Origin of the sequence: Micromonospora sp. WMMA1949, assembly GCF_027460145.1 — a bacterium.
GTDB lineage: Bacteria > Actinomycetota > Actinomycetes > Mycobacteriales > Micromonosporaceae > Micromonospora.
Map to the genome: position 1 here is coordinate 2,319,965 of NZ_JAPZBG010000001.1, position 26,888 is coordinate 2,346,852.

26 protein-coding genes, 1 pseudogene and 1 riboswitch are annotated in these 26,888 nt (G+C 73.0%); of the genes and pseudogenes, 11 read left to right on the forward strand and 16 right to left on the reverse strand.

What is annotated here, in order from left to right:
* The first annotated feature begins 165 nt into the window (after positions 1–165).
* Positions 166–2,211 carry a HelD family protein gene (locus O7607_RS10835; RefSeq protein ID WP_269702868.1) on the forward strand — a complete coding sequence of 682 codons (2,046 nt, stop codon included), beginning with the start codon at positions 166–168 and terminating at the stop codon, positions 2,209–2,211.
* An 81-nt stretch (positions 2,212–2,292) separates the two neighbouring features.
* Here the strand turns inward: O7607_RS10835 and O7607_RS10840 are convergent, their stop codons facing one another.
* From O7607_RS10840 to O7607_RS10855, 4 genes are read right to left on the reverse strand one after another with little or no spacing between them, the layout of a single operon-like run.
* Positions 2,293–2,892, reverse strand: a complete 600-nt coding sequence (locus O7607_RS10840; protein ID WP_269702869.1) for a hypothetical protein — start codon at positions 2,890–2,892, stop codon at positions 2,293–2,295.
* A 4-nt stretch (positions 2,893–2,896) separates the two neighbouring features.
* The gene (locus tag O7607_RS10845) at positions 2,897–3,250 is read right to left on the reverse strand and encodes a YbaB/EbfC family nucleoid-associated protein (protein WP_269702870.1); all 354 of its coding nucleotides are present in this window, start codon (positions 3,248–3,250) and stop codon (positions 2,897–2,899) included.
* A 9-nt stretch (positions 3,251–3,259) separates the two neighbouring features.
* Positions 3,260–4,186 (reverse strand): WXG100 family type VII secretion target, encoded by a 927-nt coding sequence (locus O7607_RS10850; protein ID WP_269702871.1) that lies wholly within the window; start codon positions 4,184–4,186, stop codon positions 3,260–3,262.
* 10 nt (positions 4,187–4,196) lie between these two features.
* Positions 4,197–4,517 (reverse strand): type VII secretion target, encoded by a 321-nt coding sequence (locus O7607_RS10855; RefSeq protein WP_269702872.1) that lies wholly within the window; start codon positions 4,515–4,517, stop codon positions 4,197–4,199.
* 149 nt (positions 4,518–4,666) lie between these two features.
* Here O7607_RS10855 and O7607_RS10860 point away from each other — a divergent pair, with 149 nt between their 5' ends.
* The 4 genes from O7607_RS10860 to O7607_RS10875 all read left to right on the forward strand — a co-directional run bounded on the left by O7607_RS10860 (position 4,667) and on the right by O7607_RS10875 (position 8,641).
* Positions 4,667–5,554 carry an ABC transporter ATP-binding protein gene (locus O7607_RS10860; protein ID WP_269702873.1) on the forward strand — a complete coding sequence of 296 codons (888 nt, stop codon included), beginning with the start codon at positions 4,667–4,669 and terminating at the stop codon, positions 5,552–5,554.
* A gap of 9 nt (positions 5,555–5,563) precedes the next feature.
* Complete coding sequence (locus O7607_RS10865) at positions 5,564–6,301, forward strand: ABC transporter permease (RefSeq protein ID WP_269702874.1); 738 nt, start codon at positions 5,564–5,566, stop codon at positions 6,299–6,301.
* A gap of 94 nt (positions 6,302–6,395) precedes the next feature.
* Entirely contained in the window at positions 6,396–7,154 is a 759-nt protein-coding gene (locus O7607_RS10870; protein ID WP_269702875.1) for a VOC family protein, read from the forward strand.
* 407 nt (positions 7,155–7,561) lie between these two features.
* The gene (locus O7607_RS10875) at positions 7,562–8,641 is read left to right on the forward strand and encodes an IS110 family transposase (RefSeq protein WP_269702002.1); all 1,080 of its coding nucleotides are present in this window, start codon (positions 7,562–7,564) and stop codon (positions 8,639–8,641) included.
* 45 nt (positions 8,642–8,686) lie between these two features.
* On the opposite strand, the gene O7607_RS10880 is transcribed toward O7607_RS10875, so the two are convergent.
* The 4 genes and pseudogenes from O7607_RS10880 to O7607_RS10895 form a co-directional block, all read right to left on the reverse strand.
* Entirely contained in the window at positions 8,687–9,466 is a 780-nt protein-coding gene (locus O7607_RS10880; RefSeq protein WP_269702877.1) for an ABC transporter ATP-binding protein, read from the reverse strand.
* A complete protein-coding gene (locus O7607_RS10885; RefSeq protein WP_269706941.1) occupies positions 9,463–10,557 on the reverse strand; it encodes a FecCD family ABC transporter permease in 1,095 nt (364 codons plus the stop codon). Before O7607_RS10885 ends, O7607_RS10880 begins: the two co-directional genes overlap by 4 nt.
* Positions 10,558–10,634: 77 nt before the next feature.
* Positions 10,635–11,567: an ABC transporter substrate-binding protein gene (locus O7607_RS10890; protein ID WP_269702878.1), complete on the reverse strand. Its 933-nt coding sequence runs from the start codon at positions 11,565–11,567 to the stop codon at positions 10,635–10,637.
* A gap of 107 nt (positions 11,568–11,674) precedes the next feature.
* Positions 11,675–11,768: riboswitch (cobalamin riboswitch) on the reverse strand.
* A 121-nt stretch (positions 11,769–11,889) separates the two neighbouring features.
* Positions 11,890–13,209 (reverse strand): annotated as a pseudogene (locus O7607_RS10895) (M14 family metallopeptidase); the annotation flags it as partial.
* Positions 13,210–13,416: 207 nt separating this feature from the next.
* On the opposite strand from O7607_RS10895, the gene O7607_RS10900 reads away from it, so the two are divergent.
* On the forward strand, positions 13,417–14,757 hold the full coding sequence (locus tag O7607_RS10900) for a C39 family peptidase (protein WP_269702880.1): 1,341 nt from the start codon (positions 13,417–13,419) through the stop codon (positions 14,755–14,757).
* A gap of 111 nt (positions 14,758–14,868) precedes the next feature.
* On the opposite strand, the gene O7607_RS10905 is transcribed toward O7607_RS10900, so the two are convergent.
* From O7607_RS10905 to mqnE, 3 genes are read right to left on the reverse strand one after another with little or no spacing between them, the layout of a single operon-like run.
* Positions 14,869–15,147, reverse strand: a complete 279-nt coding sequence (locus O7607_RS10905) for a DUF4229 domain-containing protein (RefSeq protein WP_269702882.1) — start codon at positions 15,145–15,147, stop codon at positions 14,869–14,871.
* Positions 15,148–15,173: 26 nt separating this feature from the next.
* Entirely contained in the window at positions 15,174–15,602 is a 429-nt protein-coding gene (locus O7607_RS10910) for a hypothetical protein (protein WP_269702884.1), read from the reverse strand.
* Between the two features lie 7 nt (positions 15,603–15,609).
* Positions 15,610–16,779: an aminofutalosine synthase MqnE gene (gene mqnE, locus O7607_RS10915; protein ID WP_269702886.1), complete on the reverse strand. Its 1,170-nt coding sequence runs from the start codon at positions 16,777–16,779 to the stop codon at positions 15,610–15,612.
* A 222-nt stretch (positions 16,780–17,001) separates the two neighbouring features.
* Here mqnE and O7607_RS10920 point away from each other — a divergent pair, with 222 nt between their 5' ends.
* The 3 genes from O7607_RS10920 to O7607_RS10930 all read left to right on the forward strand — a co-directional run bounded on the left by O7607_RS10920 (position 17,002) and on the right by O7607_RS10930 (position 22,620).
* Positions 17,002–18,642: a C40 family peptidase gene (locus tag O7607_RS10920; RefSeq protein ID WP_269702887.1), complete on the forward strand. Its 1,641-nt coding sequence runs from the start codon at positions 17,002–17,004 to the stop codon at positions 18,640–18,642.
* A gap of 109 nt (positions 18,643–18,751) precedes the next feature.
* Positions 18,752–20,470, forward strand: coding sequence for a hypothetical protein (locus O7607_RS10925; RefSeq protein WP_269702888.1), 1,719 nt, complete (start codon positions 18,752–18,754; stop codon positions 20,468–20,470).
* A 188-nt stretch (positions 20,471–20,658) separates the two neighbouring features.
* Positions 20,659–22,620, forward strand: coding sequence for a DEAD/DEAH box helicase (locus O7607_RS10930; protein WP_269702890.1), 1,962 nt, complete (start codon positions 20,659–20,661; stop codon positions 22,618–22,620).
* Between the two features lie 76 nt (positions 22,621–22,696).
* Here the strand turns inward: O7607_RS10930 and O7607_RS10935 are convergent, their stop codons facing one another.
* Positions 22,697–22,918, reverse strand: a complete 222-nt coding sequence (locus tag O7607_RS10935) for a hypothetical protein (protein WP_269702891.1) — start codon at positions 22,916–22,918, stop codon at positions 22,697–22,699.
* Complete coding sequence (locus O7607_RS10940; RefSeq protein ID WP_269702893.1) at positions 22,911–23,162, reverse strand: flavin reductase; 252 nt, start codon at positions 23,160–23,162, stop codon at positions 22,911–22,913. The genes O7607_RS10935 and O7607_RS10940 overlap by 8 nt, the downstream gene beginning before the upstream one ends.
* A 159-nt stretch (positions 23,163–23,321) precedes the next feature.
* Between O7607_RS10940 and O7607_RS10945 the strand changes: the two genes are divergently transcribed.
* Together O7607_RS10945 and O7607_RS10950 are read left to right on the forward strand one after the other, a co-directional pair.
* Entirely contained in the window at positions 23,322–23,531 is a 210-nt protein-coding gene (locus O7607_RS10945; protein WP_041798756.1) for a helix-turn-helix transcriptional regulator, read from the forward strand.
* 75 nt (positions 23,532–23,606) lie between these two features.
* Positions 23,607–24,227: a putative glycolipid-binding domain-containing protein gene (locus tag O7607_RS10950; RefSeq protein WP_269702895.1), complete on the forward strand. Its 621-nt coding sequence runs from the start codon at positions 23,607–23,609 to the stop codon at positions 24,225–24,227.
* Between the two features lie 9 nt (positions 24,228–24,236).
* Here O7607_RS10950 and O7607_RS10955 read toward each other — a convergent pair whose 3' ends face one another.
* Genes O7607_RS10955 through O7607_RS10965 form a run of 3 tightly spaced genes read right to left on the reverse strand, consistent with a single transcriptional unit; the run spans position 24,237 to position 26,684 of the window.
* Complete coding sequence (locus O7607_RS10955) at positions 24,237–25,331, reverse strand: PLP-dependent cysteine synthase family protein (protein WP_269702896.1); 1,095 nt, start codon at positions 25,329–25,331, stop codon at positions 24,237–24,239.
* Between the two features lie 22 nt (positions 25,332–25,353).
* Positions 25,354–26,184 carry an SDR family NAD(P)-dependent oxidoreductase gene (locus O7607_RS10960; RefSeq protein WP_269702897.1) on the reverse strand — a complete coding sequence of 277 codons (831 nt, stop codon included), beginning with the start codon at positions 26,182–26,184 and terminating at the stop codon, positions 25,354–25,356.
* A gap of 41 nt (positions 26,185–26,225) precedes the next feature.
* Positions 26,226–26,684, reverse strand: coding sequence for an Lrp/AsnC family transcriptional regulator (locus tag O7607_RS10965; RefSeq protein WP_018787850.1), 459 nt, complete (start codon positions 26,682–26,684; stop codon positions 26,226–26,228).
* Positions 26,685–26,888 lie beyond the last annotated feature (204 nt).

Sequence of the window (26,888 nt, forward strand, 5' to 3'; positions counted from 1 at the left end):
CAGCCACCAGGAAATTGGTTGGCGCGACCGGCCGGCGCTCCCGTAGCGTGGAGGGCCGCCCGACGGCCGCGGTGAGCATGCACCGCAGCGGACGTCCCCGCGCCGGGAGCAGGCCAACCGCCCCGGATACGCGAGCGAGCCTCAGTTGAGCCATCGGAGTTCACAGTGCCCGCAACCGACCTTGACGCCACACCCGGCCTCGACGCCGAACTCGCCGCCGAGCGTGCCCACCTCACCGCCTCCCGCGCCGCGCTGACCCGGATGCGGGAACGCGCCGAGTCGCTCTTCGCCACCGGCGACAAGGTGGCCGGCGACTCGTACACCGCCGAGCAGCTCGGCCGGCACATGGCCCGGCGGGTCAAGGAGCTGGCCGACGATCCGACCACCCCGCTGTTCTTCGGGCGCCTGGACTTCGGGGAGGCAGACCCGGACCATGCCGGCCGGGAGTACCACGTCGGGCGGCGGCACGTCACCGACGAGCTGGGCGAGCCGCTGGTGCTGGACTGGCGGGCGCCGGTCTCCCGGTCGTTCTACCGGGCCAGCGCGCGCGACCCGCAGGGTGTCGCCGTACGCCGCCGGTTCGGGTTCAGCGCCGGGACGCTGACCAGCTTCGAGGACGAGCACCTGGACCGGGGTGAGGAACTCGGCACCGCCAGCCGCATCCTCACCGCCGAGATCGAGCGCCCCCGCGTCGGCCCGATGCGGGACATCGTCGCCACCATCCAGCCCGAACAGGACGAGCTGGTCCGGGCCGACCTGGCCGACTCGATCTGCGTCCAGGGCGCTCCCGGCACCGGGAAGACGGCGGTCGGGCTGCACCGCGCCGCGTACCTGCTCTATCTGCACCGGGAACGGCTGCGCCGCTCGGGCGTGCTGATCGTCGGGCCGAACCGGGCTTTCCTGTCGTACATCGCGGCGGTGCTGCCGGCGCTCGGTGAGGTCGAGGTCGAGCAGGCCACGGTGGAGGACCTGGTCGCGCGGGTACCGGTCCGCGCGGTCGACGACCCGGCCGCCGCCGCGCTCAAGCACGACGTCCGGATGGCCGAGGTGCTGCGCCGGGCCGTCGACGCCCACATCGGTACGCCCACCGAGCCGATCATGGTGTCGGACGGCTCGTACCGGTGGCGGATCGGGCTCGACCCGCTGCACCGGCTGGTCACCGAGACCCGCCGGGAAGGGCTGCCCTACGCCACCGGGCGGGAACGGGTCCGGGCGCGGCTGGTGGGGCTGCTGCAACGCCAGGCCGAGGCGCGCCGGGCGGAGTCACCGAGCGACGCCTGGCTGCGCCGGATGAGCCGGATCAAGCCGGTCACCGACCTGCTCGACGCGGTCTGGCCGGCACTCACCGCGGACGGGCTGCTGCACCGGCTGCGCACCGACGCCGACGCGCTCGCCGCCGCCGCGGACGGCCTGCTCACGCCCGAGGAGCAGGAGCTGTTCCGGTCCGGCAAGGTCGCGCGCACCGCGAAGGCGACCCGGTGGACCGCCGCCGACGCGGTGCTCATCGACGAGGTGGCCGGGCTGCTGGAACGGCCCTCCGGCTTCGGGCACGTGGTGGTCGACGAGGCGCAGGACCTGTCCCCGATGCAGTGCCGGGCCATCGCCCGGCGCAGCGAGCACGGCTCGATCACGCTGCTCGGCGACCTGGCGCAGGGCACCGCGCCGTGGGCGGCCACCGACTGGCGGGAGTCCCTGGCCCACCTGGGCAAGCCGGACGCTGCCGTGGTGCCGCTGAGTGTGGGCTTCCGGGTTCCGGCCGCCGTGGTGGCGTTCGCGAACCGGCTGCTGCCGGCGCTCGCCGTCGACGTACCCCCGGCCCGCTCGCTTCGCCACGACGGCGCGCTGGATGTGCGTACCGCCGAGGACCTGACGGCCGCGACGGTGGCCGAGGTGCGGGCGGCGCTCGCCCACGACGGCTCGGTCGGTGTGATCGCCGCTGACGACGCGGTGGACCGGCTCCGCGCGGCGCTCGCCGACGCGGGTGTCGAGACCGCGACCGCCGACGACGTCGAGGCCGCGGCGCGCGTCACGGTGGTCCCGGCGACGCTGGTGAAGGGCCTGGAGTACGACCACGTGGTGGTCGTCGAGCCGGCCGCGATCGTGGCCGCCGAGCCGCGCGGGCTGCACCGCCTCTACGTGGTGCTGACCCGGGCGGTCTCCCGCCTGGCCGTGCTGCACCGCGAGCCGCTGCCCGCGCCGCTGGCCGCCTGACGGGAGCGGCCCGGCTGCGCCGACTGGCCGGCCGGTCGCGGTCCTCGACGGGTCCGGCCGCGGCCCCGGCGGGCGGCCCGGTCAGGCGGACAGTGCGGTGGCGACGTCGCGCAGCGGGCGGCCGGACTCGGCGATCGGCACGGTGAACGACAGCCAGGAGCCGTCGGTGAAGTCGATCCGCAGCCGCTTCGGGTTGAGCCGGTGCCACCCCACCCGCGCGGAGGCGATCTCCGCGCGCGCGGCCGACCAGGCCACGGCGGTCTCGGCCAACGCGCGTTCCTCGGCCTCGCGCCCGGCCAGCAGCTTCACCCCGCCGGTACGGCAGACGACCAGCCGCCGGTCGGTGACCGCGAGCAGCGTCTCCCGGACCTGCAGGTCGGGCCGGGGCGGACGGAGCGCGCGGTGCAGGCGCGAGGCGGCCGACCCGGGGGCACCGCGCCCGGCGATCCCCCAGCCGATCGCGTCGACGAGGCGGTCCCCACGGTCCCAGGTGGCCAGTGGCAGCAGCACGTTGAGCAGCACCGAGCCGACGGTCCGCCGGCCCGGGTCGGCGGTGGACTCCGGCTCGGGCGGTGGCGCCGGAGCGAGTCCCTGGCCGACGTCGGCCTTGGCGTGGGCCAGGACGCGCTCGCCCGGCTCGACGAGCAGGCCGATCCGGTCGCGGTATCTGGTCTCGTCCATCGGCTCAGTATCGGTCGTGGCCGTAGCCGTCGTCGGCGGGGCGCTCCGCGGCGGGGGCGTTGCCCATCACCTCGCCGACGATCTCGCGTACCCGGGCCGCGGCGGCCTCCTGCGCCCGGTTCGCCGCCGAGGTGATCTCCTCGGCGAGAGTGTACGAGTCGAAGCGCATGGCCCGCGCGTTGATGTCGGTGGAGAGGATCTTGCCGTCGGCGGCGGCCACGACGGTGACCAGGCCGGAGTCGCTCACCCCCTCGGCGCTGCTCTGCTCCAGCTCGGCCATCCGCGCGCCGAGTTCGCGCTGCCACCCGTCCAGGTTGCGGGCGAGCGCCTCGATCCGGTCCAGGGCCGGGAACGTCATTGCTGCCTCTCAGTTCACGATCGAGTCGAACACGTTCTGCACGCCCTTGGTGTACGGGCCGAGGTCGTCGCGGTACGTGCCGTCCGTCAGGTAGTTGCGGTCCTTGCGCCCGTCGGAGACGTCGTGCAGGCCCATTCCGGTGTCGAGCAGGGCGCCGCCGATGCCGGGGATGTTCACCGGGGACGCCTGGTTGATGACGAACTTGCCCGGGAAGAGCACGGCGGCGCGTTCGACCTTGAAGGCGAGCGCCGCCTTCGTGTAGCCGGACTTGCTGAACGCGCTGTACGCCTTCTTGGCCCGGCGCAGCTCCATCACCACCTTGGCGTAGTGGTCGAGCAGGTTGGCGACCTTCTGGAGCTTGGTGGCGAGCTTCGTGAGGATCTCTGCGAACCGCGCCACGATCTTGACCATGCGGCCGACGGTGGTGGCGAGCCGGGCCAGCACCCGCACCACTGTGGCGGCCAGGCTCACGCCGGCGCTCAGCGCCGCCGCCACCGCGGCGATGATGACCTCGGTCAGGAACCAGAGCAGGAACTCCAGGATCAGCTCGACCAGCAGGTTGAACGCGTCCACCGACGCGTTCGCGGAGTCGACGAGCACCTCCTTGGTGCCGTCCAGCCCCTTGGCCAGATCGTCCATCGCCTCCTCGATGGACTGCATCGAGGCGTGGAACTTCTCCGCCGCGTCGCCGTCCCAGGCGCCGCGCAGCCGCGCCCGGTCGGCGATCTGGTCACCGGCGATCTGCCGGACCGCCTCCCCGGTGGTCATCGCGAGCTGGGCCGCCCGCATCAGGTCGTCCGGCTCACCGGCGACCAGTTCCAGAAGCTGCTCGAACGGCCACAGCACCGCGTTCGACAGCGGCTTGAACGGGTCGGGCGTGCCCGACACGATCTGCTCGAAGTAGGTCTTGTTGCGCTGGAGCGCCTCGGTGCTCATCCCCGCTCCCTCAGCCGCCCGCGGTGAACATGGTGTCGTTCGCCGAGTCCGTGTCGTCGTACGCGGCGGCGGTCTCCATCAGACCGGCGGCGATGGTCAGCATGGTCTCGGCGCCGTCCGCCAGCCCCTCCAGGCACGCCTCGAACTGCTGCTCGTACGCGGCGGCAAGGCTGAACGACGCGGGCATCACGCCGAAGGAGTGCCGGGCCACGTGGCCGTCGCGGAACGTCCGCTCCAGCTCACGGAACCGGGAGGACCGGTCCCGGGAGGCGAGGGCGAACGCCCTCAGCGCCTCCGGCTGGACGTCGAGATTCCTGCTCGGACTGGTCACGGACCCTCCCCAGTGTCCGGTTGGAACTTCCACCGTCGTCGACGGCGCCACCAGACTAGGGGATGCGCGCAGCCGGGCAGGGGACACCGCGACTGGCACGGGCACGGTAGACAGGGAAGGCACAGCCCCTCCGCCCGAGGAGAACACCGATGATCCTGGCCCGCGCCGAACAGGTCAGCCGCCGCTACGGCGAGGTGCTGGCGCTGGACCGGGTCGACCTCACAGTCCGGGCCGGCGAGCTGGTCGGCCTGCTCGGGCCGAACGGCGCCGGCAAGAGCACCCTGATCAACCTGCTGGTCGGGCTGCGCCGCCCGACCACCGGCCGGGTCGAGCTGTGCGGCGGCGACCCGCGCGACCCGGCGAGCCGGCGGCAGCTCGGTGTCACCCCGCAGGAGACCGGCCTGCCCGGCACGCTGCGGGTCGGCGAGGTGGTCGACTTCGTCTCCGCGCACTTCCCCGACCCGGTGCCCCGGGGCGAGCTGCTCGACCGGTTCGGCCTCGCCGACCAGGTACGCCGGCAGACCGGTGGTCTCTCCGGCGGCCAGCGTCGCCGGCTGGCAGTGGCGCTGGCGTTCGTCGGTCGTCCCCGGCTGGTGGTGCTCGACGAGCCGACCACCGGCCTCGACGTGGAGGCGCGGCACGCCCTCTGGGACGCGATCCGCGACTTCCACGCCGACGGCGGCACCGTGCTGCTGAGCAGCCACTACCTGGAGGAGGTGGAGGCGCTCGCGCAGCGGGTGGTGGTGATCGGTCACGGGCGGGTGCTGGCCGACGACTCGGTGGCCGCGATCCGCGGGATCGTCGGCGTACGCCGGGTCAGCCTGGTCGCCGACGACCTGCCGGCGCTGCCGGGCGTGGTCGCCACCGAACGCACCGACGGGCGGGTGCACCTGCTCACCACCGACGCCGACCAGCTCGTCCGCGACCTGGTCACCGCCGGGGTGGCCTTCCGCGACCTGGAGGTCCGGCCCACCTCGCTGGAGGAGGCGTTCCTCGCCATCACGGCCGAAGACCGGCCCGCGCCCACAGCCGCCTAGGAGACCGCCGTGCCGCTCGCCCTCGTCCACGCCCGCTACCAACTCCTGGAGGTCATCCGGATCCCGGTGGCGGTGGTCGGCAGCGCGTTCTTCCCCGCCGCCGCGATGCTCTTCTTCGTGGTGCCGTTCGCCGGCGACGATCCGACCGGCGCCACCTACGCCACCGCCGCCATGGTGACGTTCGCGGTGATGAGTGCCAACATCTTCCAGTACGGAGTGGGCGTCGCCGAGGACCGCGACCAGCCCTGGAACCCGTATACCCGGACCCTGCCGGCCGGACCGGCGCCGCGGCTGGCCGGGCGGATCCTGGCCGGGCTGGTGCTGACGTACGTGTCGATGATCCCGGTGGTGGTGATCGCGGCGGTCGCCACCGAGGCCCGGGTCGGCGCGGTCCAGTTCATGCTCGGGCTCGTCGCGGTGGCCGTGATCTCGGTGCCGTTCACGCTGCTCGGCCTGACGATCGGCTACTCGCTGCCGAGCAAGGCGGCGATCGTGGTGGCACAGGTGATCTTCTTCCCGCTCGCGTTCGGCGGTGGCCTGCTCTCCGGGCCGGACGACGCGCCCGGCTTCATCAAGGCCATCGCCCCCTACCTGCCGACCCGGGGCGCCGTGGAACTGCTCTGGGCGGCGGTCACCGACTTCACGCCGGACACCCGGGCGCTGGTGATGCTCGTCGTCTGGGTGCTGGTGCTCGCCGCAGCGGCCGGCTGGGCGTACCGGCGGGATGAGGGACGCCGCTTCAGCTGACCTTTTGTCCGGTTCCGGCCCGGCGGCCGACCGGGCGGTGCCACGATGCCGACAGGGCGGGCGAGCGGAGCCGCCCCCGGCGAGAGGGGTCACCGTGAACGGCGTCGAGCCCGGCACACCCTGCTGGACCGACCTGGCCACGCCCGGTCTGGACGACGCACGACGGTTCTACCCCGAGCTGTTCGGCTGGACCGGGGATATCTCCCCCGAGCCGGACGCGGGCGGCTACACCGTGTTCCGCAAGGGCGGCAAGGCGGTCGCCGGGGCCGGGCCACCCGGTACGCCGGACCAGGTGCCGGTCTGGTCCACGTACGTGGCGACCGACGACGCCGACCTGGTCGCGACCCGGGTCGAGGCGGCCGGCGGGCAGGTGGTCGTCTCCCCGTTCGACGTCGCGCGGCAGGGCCGCATGGCGGTGCTCGCCGACCCGGCCGGCGCGGTGTTCAGCGTCTGGCAGCCGATGGCGATGCGCGGGGCGGAGCTCTACAACGCGCCGGGCGCGATGTGCTGGAACGAGCTGGTCACCCCCGACCCGGACGGCGCGAAGGAGTTCTACGCGCTGGTCTTCGGGTGGCACCCGGAGGAGCGCCCGGTCGGGCCGGTCGCGTACACCGGGTGGCGCTGCGGCGCCCGCATCGTCGCGGGCATGCTGCCTTGGGCCGAGCCGCTGCCGGAGGACCTGCCCGCGTACTGGGCGGTCTACTTCGCAGTGGAGGACGCCGACGCCGCCGCGGCCCGGGCCGCCGAGCTGGGCGGCACCATCCTCGTCCCGCCCCGCGACAACCCGGCCGGCCGCAGCGCCGCCCTGCGCGACCCGTCCGGCGCCCTCTTCTCCATCTCCACCCTCCGCTGACCCCACCCCACCCCACCCCACCCTCGCCCCTCCCCGCCCCGCCCCGCCCCGCCGATCTTGCACTTGCGGCCCGCGCGACGTCACATACGCACCTTTCGCCGGGGCCGAATCTGCAAGACGCTTCTATGTGTGTGGTGATCGGTTCGGCTGGTTGCCGTTAGGGTTCGGCATCGATGATCACTTGGGTGACTCTTCGTCGATCCGGCCGCTCGGTTTGCGGGTGTGCCTTGTGCAAGACCTGTCCCCGGGTGATCGTCGGCGCCGGCCCGGCCCACCCTGCTGGCCTGATCAGAAGCCTGCCCGTGCGAGCACACGTGGCCCATCACAGATCTGCCGCCGTGGTGACTGCTTCCCGAGCCGACGCCGACTGTCCCGGTCGTCGCTGGCTAAAGGAGCAACAATCCGAGATGACAAGGATCGTAGAGCGAGTCGCGGATCGCTACGACGTGGTGGTAGGGGTCGATACTCACACCGACACGCACACCGCCGCCGTGGTCGACCGTCTCGGCGCCGTGCTGGCGCAGGTCACCGTGCCCACCGACCCGGACGGGTTGGCCCGGCTGCTGGCCTTCGCCGTCGCGCACACCCCACCGCAGGGGCGCCGGTTGTGGGCGGTGGAAGGCACCCGGGCGCACGGGCAAGGGCTGTGCCGGGTGCTGACCGCTGCCGGTGAAGCGGTCAGCGAGGCACCCAAACCCGCCGCCGCGTCACGCCGGCGGGGCGGCAAGTCCGACCACCTGGATGCGGTCGCCGCCGCCCATACGGTGCTTGCCCTGCCCGCTGAGCGCATCGCCGTGCCCCGAAGCGACGGACCACGCGAGGCACTGCGTCTGCTGCTGATCTGCCGCCGACACCACAGCGACACCCGCACCGCCACGATCAACCTGGTCAAAGCGTTGATCCTGACCGCCGACGACACCCTGCGCGAGGCGCTACGCGGGCTGTCCACCACCACCCAGATCGCCCGCCTGGCCGCCCTCGACCTACCCGAAACCACCGACCTGCCCTGCGAGGAACACACCCGCCGCCGCGAACTGACCACCCTCGCCCGGCACATCCAAACCCTCGACGCCACCCTCGCCGACAACCACCGGCGCCTCCGAACCCTCGTCACACACCTGTGCCCACCCCTGCTCGACCAACCCGGCATCGGACCCGTCACCGCCGCGATCGCCCTCACCGCCTGGTCCCACCCCGGCCGCGTCCGATCAGAAGCCGCCTACGCCACCCTCGCCGGCACCGCCCCCATCCCCGCAGCCAGCGGCCGCACCAACCGCCACCGCCTCAACCGCGGCGGCGACAGAACCCTCAACAGCGCCCTACACACCATCGCCCTCACCCGCCGCCGCATCCACCCCGAAACCCGCGACTACATCACCCGACGCCGCACCGAAGGCCGCACCACCAAAGAAATCACCCGCTGCCTCAAGCGCTACATCGCCCGACAGATCTACCGCACCATCACCAACCACCACCGCACCACTTGACAACCCCCACTCACAGATCGACGGTGCGAGAGGGCGAGGGCGGGGTCAGGTGGGGCGGACGGGGACCACCAAGGGGCCGTGGTCGCCGGGGATCACCCGGATGTGGGCTCGGTAGTGGCGGGCCAGCAGCTCCTCGGTGAGCACGTCCTCGGGCGGGCCGGCGGCTGCCACCCGGCCGTCGGCGAGCAGGACCAGGCGGTCGGCGTACTCGCCGGCGATGGAGAGGTCGTGCATGGTGGCGAGCACGGTCAGGCCGTGCGCGCGGCGGAGCTGGTCGACGAGTTCCAGCACCTCCTGCTGGTGCCCGATGTCGAGCGCGCTCGTCGGCTCGTCCAGCAGCAGCAGGGTGGCGCCCTGGGCCAGCGCGCGGGCCAGGAAGACGCGCTGCCGTTCGCCGCCGGAGAGCGTGGCCAGCTCACGGTGCGCGAACGGGCCGAGGTCGAGGCGTTCCAGCACCTCGTGCACGGCGGCCAGGTCGGCGGCCGACTCGCGGCCCAGCGCCGGGATGTACGGGGTGCGCCCGAGCAGCGCGTAGTCGAAGACCGACATGCCGGCCGGCACCACCGGGGACTGGGCCACGGTGGCCACCACCCGGGCTCGTTCGCGGCGCCGGAGCGCGCCGATCGGCGTACCGAAGAGTGCGACCTCGCCCGGGCCGGTCAGCAGGCCGCCGACGGCGCGCAACAGGGTCGACTTGCCGGCGCCGTTGGGGCCGATCACGGTGACCCACTCGCCCGCGGCGACGGTCAGGTCGACGCCGGTCAGGATCGGGTTGCCGCCGAGGTCGACCCGCAGGTCGTGGACGCGCACGGCGGGGGCGTTCACATCGCCACCCGGCGGGCGGTACGCAGCACGAGGACGAAGAACGGGCCGCCGAGCAGCGCGGTGACCACGCCGATCGGGATCTCGGCGGGTGCGGCGGCGGTACGGGCGACCACGTCGGTGAGCGCGAGGAACGCGCCGCCGAACAGCATCGACAGCGGCAGGATGATCCGGTGGCTGGAGCCGAAGAGCAGCCGCATGGTGTGCGGCACGATGATGCCGACGAAGCCGATCAGCCCGGACGCGGAGACGGCGGCGGCGGTACCGAGCGACGCGGCGGCGATCAGCAGGTAGCGGGAACGCTGCGGGTGCAGGCCGAGACCGGTGGCCTCGTCGTCGCCGACGGAGAGCACGTCCAGCTCACGCCGGTGCAGCAGCACCACCACGGCGGTGAGCACGAAGTACGGCAGGACCAGCCACACGTCGTGCCATCCGGCGGTGGCCAGCCGCCCGAGCAGCCAGGAGTAGACCTGCTGGATGTTGTCGGAGTGCTGTTGCAGCAGGTACGTCTGCCCGGCGCCGAAGAACGCCGAGACCGCCACCCCGGCCAGGATCAGCGTGGCCGGTGACCGGTCCCGCCCGCCGGCCGCGCCGAGCAGGTACGTCAGCACGACCGCGCCGAGCGAGCCGACGAACGCGGCGAGCGGGATGGTGATCGGCAGCCCGGTCAGCGCCCCGCCGGCTCCGGCGCCGAGCACGATCGCCGTGGTGACGGCGAAGCCGGCGCCGGCCGCCACGCCGAGCAGGTACGGGTCGGCCAGCGGGTTGCGGAAGACGCCCTGGTAGCAGCCGCCGGCCAGGGCGAGGAGCGCGCCGACGAGCAGCCCGAGCACGACCCGGGGCAGCCGCAGCTCGGTGATGATGGCGACTTCCCGCTCGGTGAGCCCGCTGTCGAGGTGCACCCCGGGTAGCAGGTTGAGCAGTTCGGCCGCGACGCTGCCGGGCGGCAGGCTGACCGGGCCGAGCGAGACGCCCGCGACCAGCGCGACGAGCACCGCCACGACTCCGGCGAGCAGCCAACGCTTGCGCAGCCCGGCGGGCCGGATCGGGGCGCCGCCCGCCCCGGGCGCCCCGCGCCGCCCGGGGCGGGACAGCGGCCGGATGCCCGGCCGGGACGCCCGAGGCGTTCCGGCCGGGTTCGGGGCGGAGTCCGCCTGTCGAAGGGCCACGGTCAGGCCGGGACCTTGGCGGTGGCGTCGACGATGACCTTCAGCAGGTCGACCACGCGCGGGCCCCAGCGCGAGGCGATGTCGTCGTCCAGTTCCACGATCTGGTTGTTCTTCACCGCGTTGATGCCGGCCCACCCGCTGCGCGCCTTCACCGTGTCGGCGCTCTGCTTGCAGCACTTGGTGTCGGAGAGGAAGACGAAGTCGGGGTTCGCCTTGACGATGACCTCCTGGGAGAGCTGCGGGTAGCCGCCGTTCTTCCCGTCGGCGTCGGACGCGTCGGCGATGTTCTCCAGCCCGGCGAGCGCGTAGATGGTGCCGATGAACGTCTTGCTGGTCGCGGTGTACAGCTCCGGGCCCAGCTCGTGGAAGTAGGTCAGCTTCTCGGTGCGCTTGGGCAGGTCCTTGGTCAACGCGGTGATGTCGTCCTTCATCTTCTGCACCACGGCGTCGGCCTCGGACCGGTGGCCGGTGAGCGTGCCCAGGTCGGTGAGCTGCCGGTACGTGTCGTCGAGCGTGGCCGCGGCGGGGATCTGCAGGACCGGGATCTTCAGCGCGACGAGCTGATCGGCGATCTTGTTGAGGTTGTCCGAGATCACCACGAGGTCGGGGTTGCGAGAGGCGACGGCCTCGGCGTTCGGCTGGTAGCCGGAAAGATCGGTGCGGGGCGCCTCGGCCGGGTAGTTCGACTGGTCGTCGACGGCGGTGACCTGCTTGCCGGCGCCGATGGCGAAGAGCATCTCGGTGGAGGTCGGCGAGAGCGAGACGATCTTCTCGGGCCGCTTCTCCAGCGTCAGCTTGCCGACGGTGGCCGGGAACGCGCCGCCGGAGCCACCGGCGGCGGGGGTGTCGGTCGAGGTCTTCTCGGCGCAGCCGCCGAGGAGCAGCACGCCGGCCGCGAGCGCGGTGGCGAAGAGCCGGGGGGTACGTCTGGACATGAAGCCTCCTGTCGGTCGAGGAGTGTGGTGCTTCGCCGACAGGAGAAAAGGCCCGCCCGCGAGGCGCCCTTCCTCGAGAGCGCGTGTCGCGACCGGGCCGCAGGCGACCTGGCTCGTCCCACGTCCGTCGGCGCCGGCGGAAGGCCGACGCCGCGCGTACGGGGCATCACAGTTGCGGGACAGCGCCGGTTTCGCACCGGCTTCGCTGTGGCACGGTCGGTGCCACGGTAGCGCACGACCAGCGGAGATCGTCCGGACGGTGGGGGGTGGGTGGGAACCCCGGCGGGGGTGGAACCGGGGTTCCCACCCGGTGGTGAGGTCAGCAGTACTGGCTCTGCTTCCCGATCGCCCGGTACGGGCAGTCGGCGTACTCGGACAGGATCAGCACGGCCTCCCGGTTGCGTGAGGTCTGCGCCGGGATCACCTCGTCCGGCGGGTAGAAGCCGCCGCCGGAGGCCGAGCCGGGGTACATCTCGAAGGTGTACGCCCAGATCTTGTGAGCGCCCCACATCCAGTCGATGCTGGTGCCGTCGGCGATGTAGAGGTCACTCGACTGTTCCGGGGTGTAGTTGTTCGTCGCCGCCATCTGCCGCCCGATGGTGGCGAAGGTGTTGTACTGGTCGGTGTTCATCCCGGTGGCGGTGTTGTTGTACGTGTACCCGTACGGCCAGAGCACCAGCTGCGAGTACGTGTGGAAGTCGATGTTCGCCTTGATCTGCTGCACCCCGCCGACGACGCGGCTGTTGACGAAGTTGCGCAGCGCCGCGGTCTCCGGGGCGGAGAAGGCGGACGGGCCCCGGTAGGTGTCCGACGACTTGGTGCCGGACGAGCCGCCGCAGCAGCCCCACTGGTAGCTCCAGTTGCGGTTCAGGTCGGTGCCGATGGCTGTGGAACCGCTGTTGGGCTGCCGGTTCTTGCGCCAGGAGCGGTACGAGCCGGTGGCGATGTCGTACTCGCTGCCGTCCGGGTTGACGGTGGGGACGATCCAGATCTCCCGGGTGTTGACGATGCTTGTGATCCGGGAGTCGCTGCCGTAGTTGTCGGTGAAGAGGTTGAGCAGGTAGATCGCCATCTCGACGGTCAGGTGCTCCCGGGCGTGCTGCTGCGCGTTGAACAGGATCTCCGGCTCGGCCTCGTCGGTGGCGACGTTGTCGGAGATCTTCACCGCCATCAGGTCCCGGCCCTGGTACGACGTGCCGATGCTCAGTTTCCGGGCGATGGTCGGGTGGTCGGCGACCACCTTGTTCACCACGGCGGTCAGCTCGGCGTAGTCGTGGTAGTTCGAGTCGGCGGGCGGGAACGCGTTGGCGGTCATGCCCCCGTCGGCGTGGTTGTGCTCCGGCACGACGTCCTTCTCGAGCCGGAATCCGAGCCGGGTGATCGCGTTGGCCTCGGCCTTTGTCGCCGTGACGTGCAGCACACCGTGCTCGGAGTAGTCGATCGCCGCGCCGGTGGAGGCGACGGCGGTGCGGTCGGCCGCCGTACGCGGTCCGAGCACCCGGTAGGCGACGGTGGACGGCTCGCCGGAGCCTTCCGGTGCGGGTCGCGCGACCGCCGGCGCGGCGGCCGCGGCGGCGATGGTGAGGCCGACGGCGGCGGCGAGCGCCAGCCGGCGGCGGAGCGGAGAGGTGCGGAAGGCCATGGACAACCTCCTGGGGGTACGGGAGAGCTCCCGTTGTCCGCACACTCCACCAGGAGACACATGGTCATATCAATATCTGTCTTTCTCTTTAGCCATCCCGACCTGATCGTCACTTCGGCAATGATTTTCTTGGCTCGAACATCTGGCGAAACTTCCCGCCAAGCGCGACAGTGAACGGCAACGATGCCGTCTCCCTGTGGAGCTGCCATGTTCGGAAGACCTATGCGCGCGGCCGCCCTCGCCGGCCTCACCGCGCTCACCCTCCTCGGCACCAGCGCACCGGTCCAGGCACAAGCCCCGCGACCGGGCGTCACGCACGACGAACAGATCACCTTCCAGGAGTTCTCCCGCTTCCCCGACTGGCGTACCGGCACCCACCAGGGCACCCGCGCCGTACCGGGCCGCCACCCGGCGCTGACCATCGACCGGCCGGCGGGCACCACCGAGTTCACCGACGAACACACCGGCACGACACGCACCTGGGAGTACGCCACCTGGACCTCGCCGGAGCGGCGGATCGGCTTCGACGCCACCGAGATGGTCGCGTCGTGGAACGCCGCCACCCCGGCCGGCACCTGGATCCAGGTCGAGCTGCACGGCACGTACAACACCGGGGCGCAGACCCCGTGGTACGTCATGGGCCGCTGGGCCTCCGGCGACCAGGACATCAAGCGGTCCACGCTGGACGGCCAGGGCGACCCGTGGTCGAGCATCTGGACCGACACGTTCTCGATCGACGACGCCGACGCCGGGGTGCTGCTGCGCTCGTACCAGTTGCGGCTGACGCTCTACCGCGCGCCCGGCCAGGCCGCCGCGCCGCAGGTCCGGATGCTCGGGGCGATGGCGTCGAACGTGCCGGACCGGTTCACCGTCACGCCGAGCCGCGGCGGCATCGCCTGGGGCACCGAGCTGGCCGTGCCGCGCTACTCGCAGAACGTCCACATCGGCGAGTACCCCGAGTACGACGGCGGCGGCGAGGCGTGGTGCTCACCCACCTCGACGGAGATGGTGGTCGAGTACTGGGGCCGCAAGCCCTCGGCCGAGGACACCTCCTGGGTCGACCCCTCCTACCCCGACCCGACCGTCGACCACGCCGCCCGGATGACCTACGACTACGAGTACGAAGGCGCCGGCAACTGGCCGTTCAACACCGCGTACGCGGCGAGCTTCCCCGGCCTGGAGGCGCGGGTCACGCGGTTGCACTCGCTGGACGAGGCGGAACGGTTCATCAAGGCGGGCATCCCGGTGGTGACCTCGCAGTCGTTCCTCGCCAGCGAGCTGGACGGCGCCAACTACGGCACCTCCGGGCACCTGTTCGTGATCGTCGGCTTCACGGCCGAGGGCGACGTGATCGTCAACGACCCGGCGTCCTCGTCCAACGACGCGGTCCGCAACGTCTACAAGCGGGAGCAGTTCGAGCAGATCTGGCTGCGCACCAAGCGCTACCGGGCCAACGGCACGGTGGCCTCCGGCTCCGGCGGCATCGCCTACCTGATCAAGCCGGCCGACCGGCCGTGGCCGGTCGTTCCGGGCTCGACCAACTGGTGAACGGCCCGGTCAACCGGTGAACGGCCCGGTCAACCGGTGAACGGCTCGACCGGCCGATGAACGACGAGGGGCCCGGCGCCGCAGATGGCGCCGGGCCCCTCGTTCGTCCGCTCAGCCGTCGCGGCGTTCGGCGTCCGGCTCGGCCTGGTCCTCACCGGCCAGCGCCGAGCGCAGCCGATCCTTCTCCACGCGACGCCGCTCCGCCGCCTCCGCCATCTCCCCGGCCATCTGGTCCCGCAGGCCCTTGAGCAGGAAGAACGACAGCGTGGCGGAGAAGATCAGCGCCAGCATCAGCCGCAGGAACATGTTCATGTCGACGAACCAGAGGGCCGCCAGCACGGCGACGAACAGCCCGATCCGGCCCAGCGTGTACTTGAGCGCCGCGCTCATTCCCGCATTCCCACTCTCTTCGTGCCTCAGCCCGTACGCCGGGCCAGCCAGTGCACGCCATGAAACCAGATGACGGCGTAGACAACGGTGAACACCGCCGCGGCCAACGCGCCGGTGACCAGCGCGGGCAGCCCGGAGGCCAGGCCCGCGGCCAGCAGACCGGCGACGATCCCGAGCCCGAGACCGGCCAGCGCGGCCACCACCCGGGCAGCGCCGAACTCCCAGGCCCGGAACTCGTCCCAGAACAGCCAGAGCGGCAGGATCACCGCGAGCCAGCCGTTTGTGCCCCCGAATCCGCTGTCGCCCACCGTGGCGAACGCGAACTCGAAGACCAGCAGCGCCAGCACCCCGATGACCAGGCCGGCCAGGGTCACGCCGAGCAGGTCACCGAGGGTCAGGATGCGCCCCTCGGCGTCGCGCCGGGGAAAGCCGCGCTGCTGTTCCTCGTCGCTCATCGCCAGGTCAGGCCCAGACCTGCTGCGGCTCGGACCGGCGCTCCGCCAGCGACGGCGGCCCGTCGTACTCGCGGACGATCTCGTAGCGGGTGTTCCGCTCGACCGGACGGAAGCCGGCGTCCCAGATCATGTGCAGCAGGTCGTCGCGGTGCATGGTGTTCGGCGTGCCGTACGAGTCGGCGTCGTGGGTGATCTTGTATTCCACGACCGAGCCGTCCAGGTCGTCGACGCCGAAGTTCAGCGAGAGCTGCGCGACCGACAGGCCGTGCATGACCCAGAAGCACTTGACGTGCGGCACGTTGTCGAACAGCAGCCGGGAGACCGCGAACGTCTTGAGCGACTCGGCCGGCGAGGCCATCGTGGTCCGGGCCTGGATCCGGTTACGGATCTTGCCGTCCGCCGAGTCGACGAAGTCGTGCTGGTAGCGCAGTGGGATGAAGACCTGGAAGCCGCCGGTCTCGTCCTGCAGCTCACGCAGCCGCAGCACGTGGTCGACCCGGTGCCGGGGCTCCTCGATGTGGCCGTAGAGCATCGTCGACGGCGTCTTCATGCCCTTCGAGTGGGCCAGCCGGTGGATGCGCGACCAGTCCTCCCAGTGGCAGTTGTGGTCGACGATGTGCTGCCGGATCTCCCAGTCGAAGATCTCCGCGCCGCCGCCGGTGAGCGACTCCAGGCCGGCGTCCATCAGCTCGTCGAGGATCGCGTCGGCGCTGAGCCCGCTGATCTTCTCGAACCACTGCACCTCGGTAGCGGTGAACGCCTTGAGGTTGACGTTCGGCAGCGCGGCCTTCAGCTCGCGCAGCACCTTCGGGTAGTAGCGCCAGGGCAGCGTGGGGTGCAGGCCGTTGACGATGTGCAGCTCGGTGAGCTGCTCGTCCTCCATCTCCTTGGCCTTGCGGACCGCCTCGTCGATGCGCATCGTGTAGGCGTCCTTCTCGCCCGGCTTGCGCTGGAACGAGCAGTACGCGCACGACGCCGAGCAGACGTTCGTCAGGTTCAGGTGACGGTTGACGTTGAACATCACCCGGTCACCGTTGAGCTCCGTACGCCTGTGGTGGGCCAGCCGGCCCAGCCAGGTCAGGTCGTCGCTGTCGTAGAGGGCGATGCCGTCCTCGCGGGTCAGCCGCTCCCCCGCGTACACCTTCGCCTCGAGTTCGCGCTTGAGTCCGGCGTCCATCCGAAAGCCACGTCCTTCCACCTGGGTTCCCGATCGAGCGTACGTCGCGGGTCCGACCGGCCGCCGACGTGGTCACGGCGGTTCACCCGTCGTCACGCTCCGCACATCGACATCGTCGCAACCGTGAGGTAAGACAGGGTGGGGCGGAACACACACCAGGGCCGTCCTGTCCCGACACGCCCCAACCACGCGTGACGGACCCCAGACCGGACGGGGAGCGGTATGGCTCACAGCACCAAGGCCCGACGGCGACGAGGACGGCAGCCGGTGATCTCACCGATCCTGCGCCCGGCGCTCTGGTCCGCCCTGCTGGGGGCGGTAGCGGCCGCGGCGCTCGCCACACCCGCCTGGGCCGACCCGCTGCCCGACGTGGTGCCCGACACCGGTTCCCGGCCCCAGGTCACCGGCCCCCTGCAGCTCCCCGGCGCGTCCGGCTCCGGCCGCGGCGCACCCGGCACCGTTCCCGGCGTACCGGGCACCGTCCCCGGCCTGCCCGGCACCGTCCCCGGTCTGCCCGGTGTCACCGTCCCGGGTCTGCCCGGCGCGGGTGCCACCACCGGCGTGACCAACCCGGCCGACGGCCCGCTGATCGCGCAGATCAACCAGCTCGACGTCCGGGTCACCCAGCTCGGCGAGGCGCTGCTCCGGATCAAGACCGAGCGGGACGCCGCACAGACCGAGCTGACCCAGTCCGCCGCCCGCCTCAAGGAGGCCCAGGACGCGCTCGCCCGCGCCCAGGACAACGCCAAGAGCGCCGCCGCCGACGCCGTGAAGGCCGACGCGGCGCTGCCGCCCGGCGAGTTCGGCGCCAGCCTGCGCGACTTCGCCAACCTCCAGCGCATCACCCGCGGCGACAAGGCCGCGGGCGCCACCACGTCGGTCACCGGCGAACTCCTCCGCGCCACCAGCGCCGAGCAGGTCGCCCGGGAGGCACACGAGTCGGCCCGGCGCCGGGCCACCGAGAAGGGCGCGGAGTACACCCGCGCCGAGGCCGACCTGCGCAAGCATGAGGCCGCGCTCGTCGCGCTGCGCAAGGAGAACGCGGCGAAGCTGCTGGAGATCGAGCGGCTGGCGGACGCCGCCGAGCAGCAGCTCGGCACCTCGTACGTGGTCGACCAGAGCATCGACGGCCTGGTGGCGGACCCGCGGGCGCTCGCCGCCGTGCGGTACGCCCTCGCCCAGCTCGGCGACCCCTACCTGTGGGCCGCGGAGGGCCCGGACCGGTTCGACTGCTCCGGCCTGATGCTCGCCTCCTACCAGGCGGCCGGCTACCGGGGCCTGCCCCGCGTCGCCAAGGACCAGTACTTCGCCACCCGTTCCCGCACCGTCTCGCCGAACGCTCTGCTCCCCGGTGACCTGCTGTTCTTCGCCTCGGGCAGCAGCTGGACCAGCGTCCACCACGTCGCCATGTACATCGGCAACGGCAAGATGGTCGAGGCGCCGCGGACCGGTGACGTCGTCAAGATCTCGGTGGTCCGCTGGTCGCGGCTCTACGCGGCGACCCGGGTGATCGGTGCGGTACCCGCCCCGGCCACTCCCGCCCCGCCGCCCACGCCGAAGCCGTCGACCACCCCCAAGCCGACGCCCACCACGCCTAAGCCGTCGACCACGCCCAAGCCGACACCGACGACGCCGAAGCCCACCACGCCGACGCCGGATCCGACGACGTCCAGCCCGGCGCCCAGCTCGCCGCCGCCCAGCGAGTCGGCGGAGCCGGAGCCGAGCCAGAGCGCGAGCGCCGAGCCGGACACCAGCAGCGCCGCGCCGAGCAGCAGCAGCGTCGCCCCGAGCACCAGCAGCGCCGCCCCGTCGAGCAGCACGTCCGGCAGCGGCTCCGCCAGCCCGAGCAGCAGCGCCGACTGACCCAACCGCCACTCCGGCTGTGCTCCCGGGCTGGAATATGGCACGGTGAGATCCAGGCACTTCCGGTCGACGCCACGGCCGGAGGCGAGCGTGGGTGCGGAGGGGCGAGATGGGCGAGCAGGACGTTCCGGCGGAGAAGGTCCACCCGGGACCGACGCCCGACCCCGCCGACCCGGCCGGCGACGACGACCGCGGTTCGGCCCCGGCGGTAGCCGTGGCGCGGGCACGGGTGTCGGTCGCCGGCGCGGCCGTGCCGCCGCCCTCCGGTGACGAGCAGCCGCTTCCGCAGGCCGGCCCCACGACGTACCGGGCGGGCACCCCGGCGGACACCCCACCGCCGCTGGATCGGCGCCTCCCCGGCGCCACCGTGCCACCGTCCAGTTGGTCCGCCTTCGCTGTGGCCGAACGCCAGGCGCCGCCCCAGCCCGCCACCGTGCCGCCCGCCTCGGCCGGCACGGCAGCCACGCCCGCCGCCGAGGTGAAGCCGGACGGCGACGCCTTCCCGGGTACGCCCGGCAGTGCTCCGGCGGCCATCCCGGCACCCCGCGTCTCCGGTTCCGCACGCGTGCCCGCATCCACTCCGCCCGCCGCCCCGGACGCCGCGGTCGTGGACGCCGCCGCACCGGCCGTCACCGCGCCGGACCGCGACACCGCACCGGCCCGGCAGGCGGACGCGGCCGACGGGACGGCCTCGGAGCCGGACGACGGCTCCCCGGCCGGGACCGCCGATTCGCTTCCGCGCGAGCCTGCCGACTCCCCGCCGGAAGCGGCACCGGTCTCCACCACCGACCGCCCCGCCGCGCTCGCCAGCGGTACCGGAGCGGCATCCGCCCGGGCCAGCGCGTCGGTGCCCGGCCTGAGCCGCGTCTCGGCCGAGGAGGTCGCCGCCTCCGTGGTGGCCGCTCCGCCCGCCGCCGCCACCGTCTACCGGGCCGGGCCGGTGAACCCGGAACCGCCGGAGCCGGTCCAGCCGCCGGAGCCGGCGCAGCCTCCGGCGCCGAACGGCCCGGAGCCCGAGCCGGCACCCACGCCGGTGCCCGGTCCGACGCCGCCGTCGCCCGCGCCGCCGGTACCCGAACCGGAGCCTCCGCTGCGGCCCACGCCGCCGCTGCCCGCGCCGCCCGCGCCGCCGACGCCGACGCCCGGACCGGTGCCGCCGATCCCCGGCCCACCCGTCCCGCCGCCGGGTCCGCCCGTACCCCCGCCGCCGCCCCCGCCGGGCCCGATGCCCGCGCCGCCGTTCCCGCCGCCACCGGCGATGACCGGCGGGGCGGACCCGCTGCCCGCGCCGCTGTTCCCGGCCCCGTCGGCCGCCCCGGCGTTCCCGCCCGCGCGGGCCGCCGTCCCGAGCCCGCCGGCCGCGCCACCGCCGCCGGCCCCGCTCGTCGCACCGCCGGTCGGCGCCACGCCGCCGTCGTGGGCCGCCGCGCCCGTGTCGGACCCGCCTTCGCCGGTGGTGCCGGCCCCGGCGCTGCCGACCTGGCCGCCGCCGGCCACGCCCGCCCGCGACGCCGACACGACCCGTCCGGTACGCCCGCAGCCCGCCGGCCCGGATCTCGCCACCGCCGCGTACGGCGGAACCGACGGGCCCGGTTTCGCCACCGTGTCGTTCCCGCAGGGCAACCCGCTGGAGAACTCCGGATCGCTGACCGGGCACATCCTGGCCCAGGGCTGGTCCGAGGAGAGCCCGGCGGCCCGGGGTGGCAACACCAAGGTGATCATCGTGCTGGCCGTCGCGCTGACCATGTTGATCGCGATCAGTCTGCTCGTGGTCTTCCTGGCCAACGACGCGTTGAGCGGGCTGACCGGGGCGATGCCGACCGAGTGACGGGGTGAGCCCGCCCACTACGATCTCGCGTCGCCGTGGCGGAGCGGGCTTTGCGCCGTACACTTGTCTCTGATCACTGACCTGGCGCGCCCGATGCGCGCGCCCATGGGCGATCTTGCGGGCGATTCGGCGGCGTGACAGGCCGCGGCGGGCCATCGCGAAGATGCGCCCCGCTCGAGAGGTATTTCTTGACCACCTTCGCTGAATCCAGCATGTCCCCGTCCGTCGACCCGACGCCCGAGACCGTCGACTTCGCCTCGCTCGGCCTGCCCCGGCAGCTCGTCGAGGCGCTCGCCCGGCAGGGCATCACCACCCCGTTCGAAATCCAGCGGGCCACCCTGCCCGACTCGCTCGCGGGCCGCGACGTGCTCGGCCGGGGCCAGACCGGCTCGGGCAAGACGCTCGCCTTCGGCCTGCCGGTGATCGCCCGGCTCGCCGACCGCAACCGGGCCCGGCCGCTGCACCCGCGCGCCCTGGTCCTGGTCCCCACCCGGGAACTGGCCATGCAGGTCAACGACGCGCTCGTGCCGCTCGGCAAGGCGGCGGGCGTGTTCCTGAAGACCGCCGTCGGCGGCGTGCCGTACGACAGGCAGATCGACGCGCTGCGGCGCGGCGTGGAGATCGTCGTGGCCACCCCCGGGCGGCTGGGCGACCTGATCGAGCGCGGCGTGTGCCGCCTCGACGACGTCGAGATCACCGTGCTGGACGAGGCCGACCAGATGGCCGACATGGGCTTCCTGCCCGAGGTCACCCAGCTGCTGTCGAAGACCCCGGCGGACGCGCAGCGGCTGCTGTTCTCGGCCACTCTGGACAACGACGTCGACACGCTCGTCAAGCGGTTCATGACCGACCCGGTCACCCACTCGACCGCACCGGCCACCGCCGCCGTGTCCACCATGGATCACCACATGCTGCTGATCCCGCCGCACGATAAGTTCGCTGTCGCCGCGTCCATCGCCGCCCGTGAGGGCCGCACCATGCTGTTCGCCCGTACGCAGCTCGGCGTGGACCGGCTCGTCGAGCAGCTCGCGGCCGTCGGCGTACGCGCCGGTGGGCTGCACGGCGGCAAGACGCAGCGCATGCGTACCAAGACGCTCGCCGAGTTCCGCGAGGGCCGCACGCCCGTGCTGGTCGCGACCGACGTGGCGGCCCGCGGCATCCACGTCGACGGCGTCTCGCTGGTGCTGCACGTGGACCCGCCGAAGGACCCGAAGGACTACCTGCACCGGGCCGGCCGTACCGCACGGGCCGGCGAGTCGGGCGCGGTGGCGACACTCGTGCTGCCCAAGCAGCGCCGCACCACGCTGGCCATGATGGAGAAGGCGGGCGTCGAGCCGGCCGAGACCCGGGTCCGGGCGGGCGACGAGGCGCTGGCCGAGCTGACCGGCGCGCGTGAGCCCAGCGGCGTACCGGTGCGGGACGAGCCGGAGCCGCGACGTGGTGGCGGCTCGCGCCGCTTCGGCGACCGCGACGGCCGGGGCTTCGACCGTGGCGGGCGCGGCTACTCCGACCGGGGCGAGCGCCGGTTCGGCGACCGTGACGGTCGTGGCGAGCGCCGCTTCGGTGACCGGCCCACGGGCGAACGCCGCTTCGGCGACCGGCCTGCGGGCGAGCGGTCCGGGGACCGGTTCGCGGATCGCGGCGGTGACCGCCGATTCGGCGACCGGCCGGCCGGCGAGCGCTACTCGGGCGAGCGGTCCGGCGGCGAGCGCCGCTTCGACCGGCCCGAGCGTCGCGACGACCGGAGCTACGGTGACCGGAGCTACGGTGACCGGAGCTACGGCGACCGGCGGCCCGACGACCGGCGCTTCGGCGAGCAGCGGTCCGACGACCGCGGCCAGCGCTTCGGCGGCCAGCGCGGCGACGACCGGCGCTTCGGCGACCGGGCCGACCGGCCGTACGGCGACCGGCAGCGGCCGGCGGCCGGACGCGGGTACGACCGCGACGAGCGGCGGTACGACGACCGGCCGGGCGGCTCGCGCGGCTTCGGTGACCGGCGCCAGGACGACCGCCCGCAGGCCGAGCGGCGTTTCGGTGACCGGGGCGACGCACGGCCGGCCGAGCGCCGGAGCGGCGGTTTCCGGGCCGAGGGGCGGGGCCGGGACGACAGGCGCGGCTTCGGCGGGCGCCCGCCGGCACGTACCCACTGATCTGAGCGCACCCACCGCCGCCGCCGAGCACCCGCTCGGCGGCGGCGGTGCGTCTGGGGTGAAGTCGGCTCCCGGTCTAGCTGCGCGGTGTGAGGACGGGATACCGCCGAGTCGGCTCATTCCACAGCGACAGGCGATGACGAGGCTGCCAGTCGGGCGGCGGCGTGGGGATGGTCTTGTCGATGGTCTGCCGCAGGCTGCGGCGAGCGGATCGGCCCCACGACCAGGCGACCCAGCAGCCGAACGCCTGGGCGATGACGGCGGCCAGCAGCAGGCCGGTGCCGATCGGGTCAGACATTGCGCACCGACCGCAGCCAGCCCAGGAACCGGATGTGCATCTCGGCGGGATCCGGCGGCTCGGAGTAGAGCCGGGTCAGGTCATGGGTTGCCTGCCGCATCAGGGCGGCCAGATCGACGGCGAGGTGACGCCGGTCGTGCTCGTAGTCAGCGACCAACTCGACCTTGGCGTTCTCGCACGGCCAGTTGAGCAGGTCTGCCGTACAGACCCAAAGGGGTTTCAGCGGAGCGTGGCGCTGGGTCACTCGGGCCTCCTGCAACGGTTCAAGCGTCAAGGTGGCACCCCCGTCCGCCGCGAACTCGCCACCGGGCGGGGGGCCTGATCCCATCGCACCCCAGCCCGCATGTGGTTGTCAATCTGTAAGTGACAAATGACCAGTAGGTGCCGTGCCTACTTTCGGCGTGTGAGACGACCACGCCTGTACGGGCCCGGCGAGCTGGCCGCCCTGTTCGGCGTTTCGCGTCAGCGGGTCCTCCAGATCACCCGCCGCCCCGGGTTCCCCGAGCCGCTCGCCCGACTGATCGGCATGAACGTCTGGGACGCTGATGAGGTCGACGAGTGGGCCCGCCACAACCGGCCGCCGCGCCCCACGGAGGGCGACGAGCAGGGGTAGTCAGTGGCCATCCGGGCGGCGGCGGCGTTCGCGCATCCGCTGCCGTCGACGGCCGGGTCGCGTAACGTCCGGACCATGCCGAAGTCGCTCTTCTGGGCCCGGACCGACACCGCCGGCTCCGAGCACGTCGTGCTCGGCGACGGTCCGGGGCTGACCGCGCAGGGTGCGGCGCTCGCCGTGGATCCGATCCCGTACACGTGCCGGTACCGGCTGGAGGTCGGGCCGGACTGGTCGACGAACCGGCTTGAGGTCGAGTCCGAGGGCGCGGGCTGGTCGCGGAGCGTACGCCTGGAGCGGGGCCGGGACGGGTGGCGCGTGCGTACCGGCGAGGAGGGCGACCTGGACGCGGCGCTGAGCGCGGCGGGCCACCCACCGGCGGGCCTGCCTGGTACCGACGACCCGGGCCGGCTGGCCGAGGCGCTCGACGTGGACCTGGGCGGCTCGCCGCTGACCAACACGCTGCCGATCCGCCGGATCGGGTTGGGGCGGCTGCCCGCCGACCTGGCGACGGCCGTGAACGTGGCCTGGGTGCTGCTGCCCGGCCTGGCCGTGGTGCCCGCCGAGCAGGTCTACACCTCGCTGGGCCCGGGCCGGGTCCGGTACGCGAGCGGCACGTTCACCGCTGACCTGGAGGTCGACCCGGACGGCTTCGTGGTGCGTTACCCGGGGCTGGCCGAGCGGGTCGATCCGCGCTGACCGCCCGGTTCAGGCCGCCGGCCAGGTGCCGTCGGTCAGGAACCGATCGATGGTGGCGAGGTGCGGGGCGAGGTCGAGGCCCTGCGCGGCCACCCACTCGTCCGAGTAGTAGGTGTCGGCGTACCGGTCGCCCGGGTCGCAGATCAGCGTGACCACCGAGCCGGTACGCCCGGCCGCGCGCATCTGCGCGATCAGCCCGAACGCGCCCCACAGGTTGGTGCCGGTGGAGCCGCCCACGCGGCGGCCGAGCACCGCCGAGCCGGCCCGCATCGCGGCGAGCGACGCGGCGTCCGGCACCTGCACCATCCGGTCCACCACGCTGGGCAGGAAGGACGCCTCGACGGTGGGCCGCCCGATGCCCTCGATCCGGGAGCCGCGGTCGGTGCGTACCGACCAGTCACCGGCCTGCCAGGCGGGGTAGAACGCGGAGTTCTCCGGGTCCACCACGCAGAGCTTGGTGGGCAGCCGGCGATACCGGGCGTACCGGCCGATGGTGGCGCTGGTGCCGCCGGTGCCGGCGCCGACCACGATCCAGGCGGGCACCGGGTGCCGTTCCAGCGCGAGCTGGGCGTAGATCGACTCGGCGATGTTGTTGTTGCCCCGCCAGTCGGTGGCCCGCTCGGCGTAGGTGAACTGGTCCATGAAGCGGCCGCCGCTGTCCTCGGCGAGCCAGCGCGCCTCCACCACGACCTTGGACGGGTCGTCCACCAGGTGGCAGCGCCCGCCCTGGAACTCGATCTGGGCGATCTTCTCCGGCGACGTGGAGGCGGGCATGACCGCGATGAACGGCAGCCCGAGCATCCGGGCGAAGTACGCCTCGGAGACCGCCGTCGAGCCGGACGACGCCTCGACGATCGTGGTGTCCGGGCCGATCCAGCCGTTGCAGAGGCCGTAGAGGAACAGCGACCGGGCGAGCCGGTGCTTCAGCGAGCCGGTGGGGTGCACCGACTCGTCCTTGAGGTAGAGGTCGATCCCCCACTCGCGGGGCAGCGGGAACGGCAGCAGGTGGGTGTCGGCGGAACGGTTGGCGTCGGCCTCGACAGTGGCGATCGCCTCGGTCACCCAGCGCCGGCTGGCCTCGTCGCACCTGTCGAAGTGAGTCACGTCGGCAACGTTACAAGCGAGGTCAGCTCGGGTTTCCCCGGACCCGGCGGGCCTGCCGCCGCTGACCGGCCCGCCCGGTGGCCCGGATCACCGGCGTGAGGGCCAGGGCGAGCCGGGGGAAGGCGTCCAGGAGCCGTACCTGGGCGCCGCGCCAGCGCGGCAGGCTGACCACCGGCCGGGGCCGCCGGGCCAGCCGGACGGCCCGCGCGGCCACCCGGTCCGGCGTGAGCAGCGCGCCGGTGAAGGACGCCAACGCGCCCGGGTCGTCCAGCTTGTCGTGCAGCATCGGCGTCCAGATGCCGTCCGGGCACAGGCACGACACGTGTACGCCCCGGACGCCGGCCATCCGCAGGTCACTCAGGGTGCCGAGGCTGAACGCGAGCAGGGCGTGCTTGCTGGCCGCGTACACCGTCTCGCCGGGCGCGGCGATCAGCCCGGCCAGCGAGACGACGTTGAGCACGTGGCCGCGGCCCTGCTCGCGCATCACCGCGACGGCGGCGAGCGTGCCGTTCATCGCGCCGAGCGCGTTCACCTCGACCACCGCGCGGCGGGTCCGGGCGTCGTGCGCCCAGGACGGGCCGGTGGCCAGGATGCCCGCGTTGTTCACCCAGAGCCCGAGGCCGCCGGGTGCGGCCGCCGCCTCGGCGGCGACGTCCGCGCAGGCGGCTTCGTCGCGTACGTCGAGCGGGCGGGACCAGCCACCCAGCGGCGCGGCGGCGGCCGACGCGGCCCCGGCGTCGACGTCGGTGAGCAGCACGTTCCAGCCGTCGGCGTGCAGCGCGGCGGCGATGGCCCGGCCCAGCCCGCCGGCCGCTCCGGTGACCACTGCGGCACCACGTCCCGAGGTCGTCATCGGCGCACGGTAACCGCAACGCCGCCGCGGGGCCAGAGGCGTCAGGCGGTGGGCGGTTCCAGCGGCTGCGGGCGGTTCTCCCACTTGGTCGACAGGGCGATGCTGGTACGGGTGGACGCCACGCCCGCCGTCCGGTTCAGCCGGACGATCAACTGCTCCAGCTCGGCGATCGTGCCGACCCGCGCCTTGAGCAGGAAGGACTCGACGCCGGCCATGAAGTAGCAGGACTCGATCTCGGGGATGCGGCGGAACGACTCCAGCACGTCGTCGGTGTCCGCGTCGGAGTCCTCGATGATGCCGATGAGTGCGGTGACCCCGAGCCCGATCGACTCCGGCTCGACCTCGGCCCGGTACGCCCGGATCACGCCGCTGGACTCCAGCTTGCCGACCCGCTCGTGCACGGCCGGGGCGGAGAGGCCGACCTGACGGGCCAGCTCGGCGTACGACAGACGGGCGTTGCCCCGCAACAGCTCCACGAGGCTCAGGTCGATCGTGTCCACGGAGAGTGACCCTATCCGTTCGGCGACCACGGAATACGGTCGGTACCCGTGGACCGGCCCTTCACAAACGTACGATCACGGGGGTTCTCCGCCGGTACCATTTCCTATCCTTCCCAGTGTGTGCGTTTTTCGCGTTTGGCGGACACGTCCGGTAGCCGGTGCTGTAATTGCCATACGTCCCTCATGACGGCTCTGGGCTCGCAC

Bases quoted from the DNA above. Each gene is read 5' to 3' on its own strand.
- mqnE (WP_269702886.1), bottom strand. From the start codon at position 16,779: ATGGACGCCGGACTCAAGCGCGAACTCGAGGCGAAGGTGTACGCGGGG.
- O7607_RS10925 (WP_269702888.1), top strand. From the start codon at position 18,752: ATGGGCGAGCAGGACGTTCCGGCGGAGAAGGTCCACCCGGGACCGACG.
- O7607_RS10890 (WP_269702878.1), bottom strand. From the start codon at position 11,567: ATGTCCAGACGTACCCCCCGGCTCTTCGCCACCGCGCTCGCGGCCGGC.
- O7607_RS10910 (WP_269702884.1), bottom strand. From the start codon at position 15,602: ATGAGCGACGAGGAACAGCAGCGCGGCTTTCCCCGGCGCGACGCCGAG.
- O7607_RS10950 (WP_269702895.1), top strand. From the start codon at position 23,607: ATGCCGAAGTCGCTCTTCTGGGCCCGGACCGACACCGCCGGCTCCGAG.
- O7607_RS10905 (WP_269702882.1), bottom strand. From the start codon at position 15,147: ATGAGCGCGGCGCTCAAGTACACGCTGGGCCGGATCGGGCTGTTCGTC.
- O7607_RS10935 (WP_269702891.1), bottom strand. From the start codon at position 22,918: ATGTCTGACCCGATCGGCACCGGCCTGCTGCTGGCCGCCGTCATCGCC.
- O7607_RS10875 (WP_269702002.1), top strand. From the start codon at position 7,562: ATGACAAGGATCGTAGAGCGAGTCGCGGATCGCTACGACGTGGTGGTA.
- O7607_RS10850 (WP_269702871.1), bottom strand. From the start codon at position 4,186: ATGAGCACCGAGGCGCTCCAGCGCAACAAGACCTACTTCGAGCAGATC.
- O7607_RS10845 (WP_269702870.1), bottom strand. From the start codon at position 3,250: ATGACGTTCCCGGCCCTGGACCGGATCGAGGCGCTCGCCCGCAACCTG.
- O7607_RS10840 (WP_269702869.1), bottom strand. From the start codon at position 2,892: ATGGACGAGACCAGATACCGCGACCGGATCGGCCTGCTCGTCGAGCCG.
- O7607_RS10920 (WP_269702887.1), top strand. From the start codon at position 17,002: ATGGCTCACAGCACCAAGGCCCGACGGCGACGAGGACGGCAGCCGGTG.
- O7607_RS10900 (WP_269702880.1), top strand. From the start codon at position 13,417: ATGTTCGGAAGACCTATGCGCGCGGCCGCCCTCGCCGGCCTCACCGCG.
- O7607_RS10860 (WP_269702873.1), top strand. From the start codon at position 4,667: ATGATCCTGGCCCGCGCCGAACAGGTCAGCCGCCGCTACGGCGAGGTG.
- O7607_RS10960 (WP_269702897.1), bottom strand. From the start codon at position 26,184: ATGACGACCTCGGGACGTGGTGCCGCAGTGGTCACCGGAGCGGCCGGC.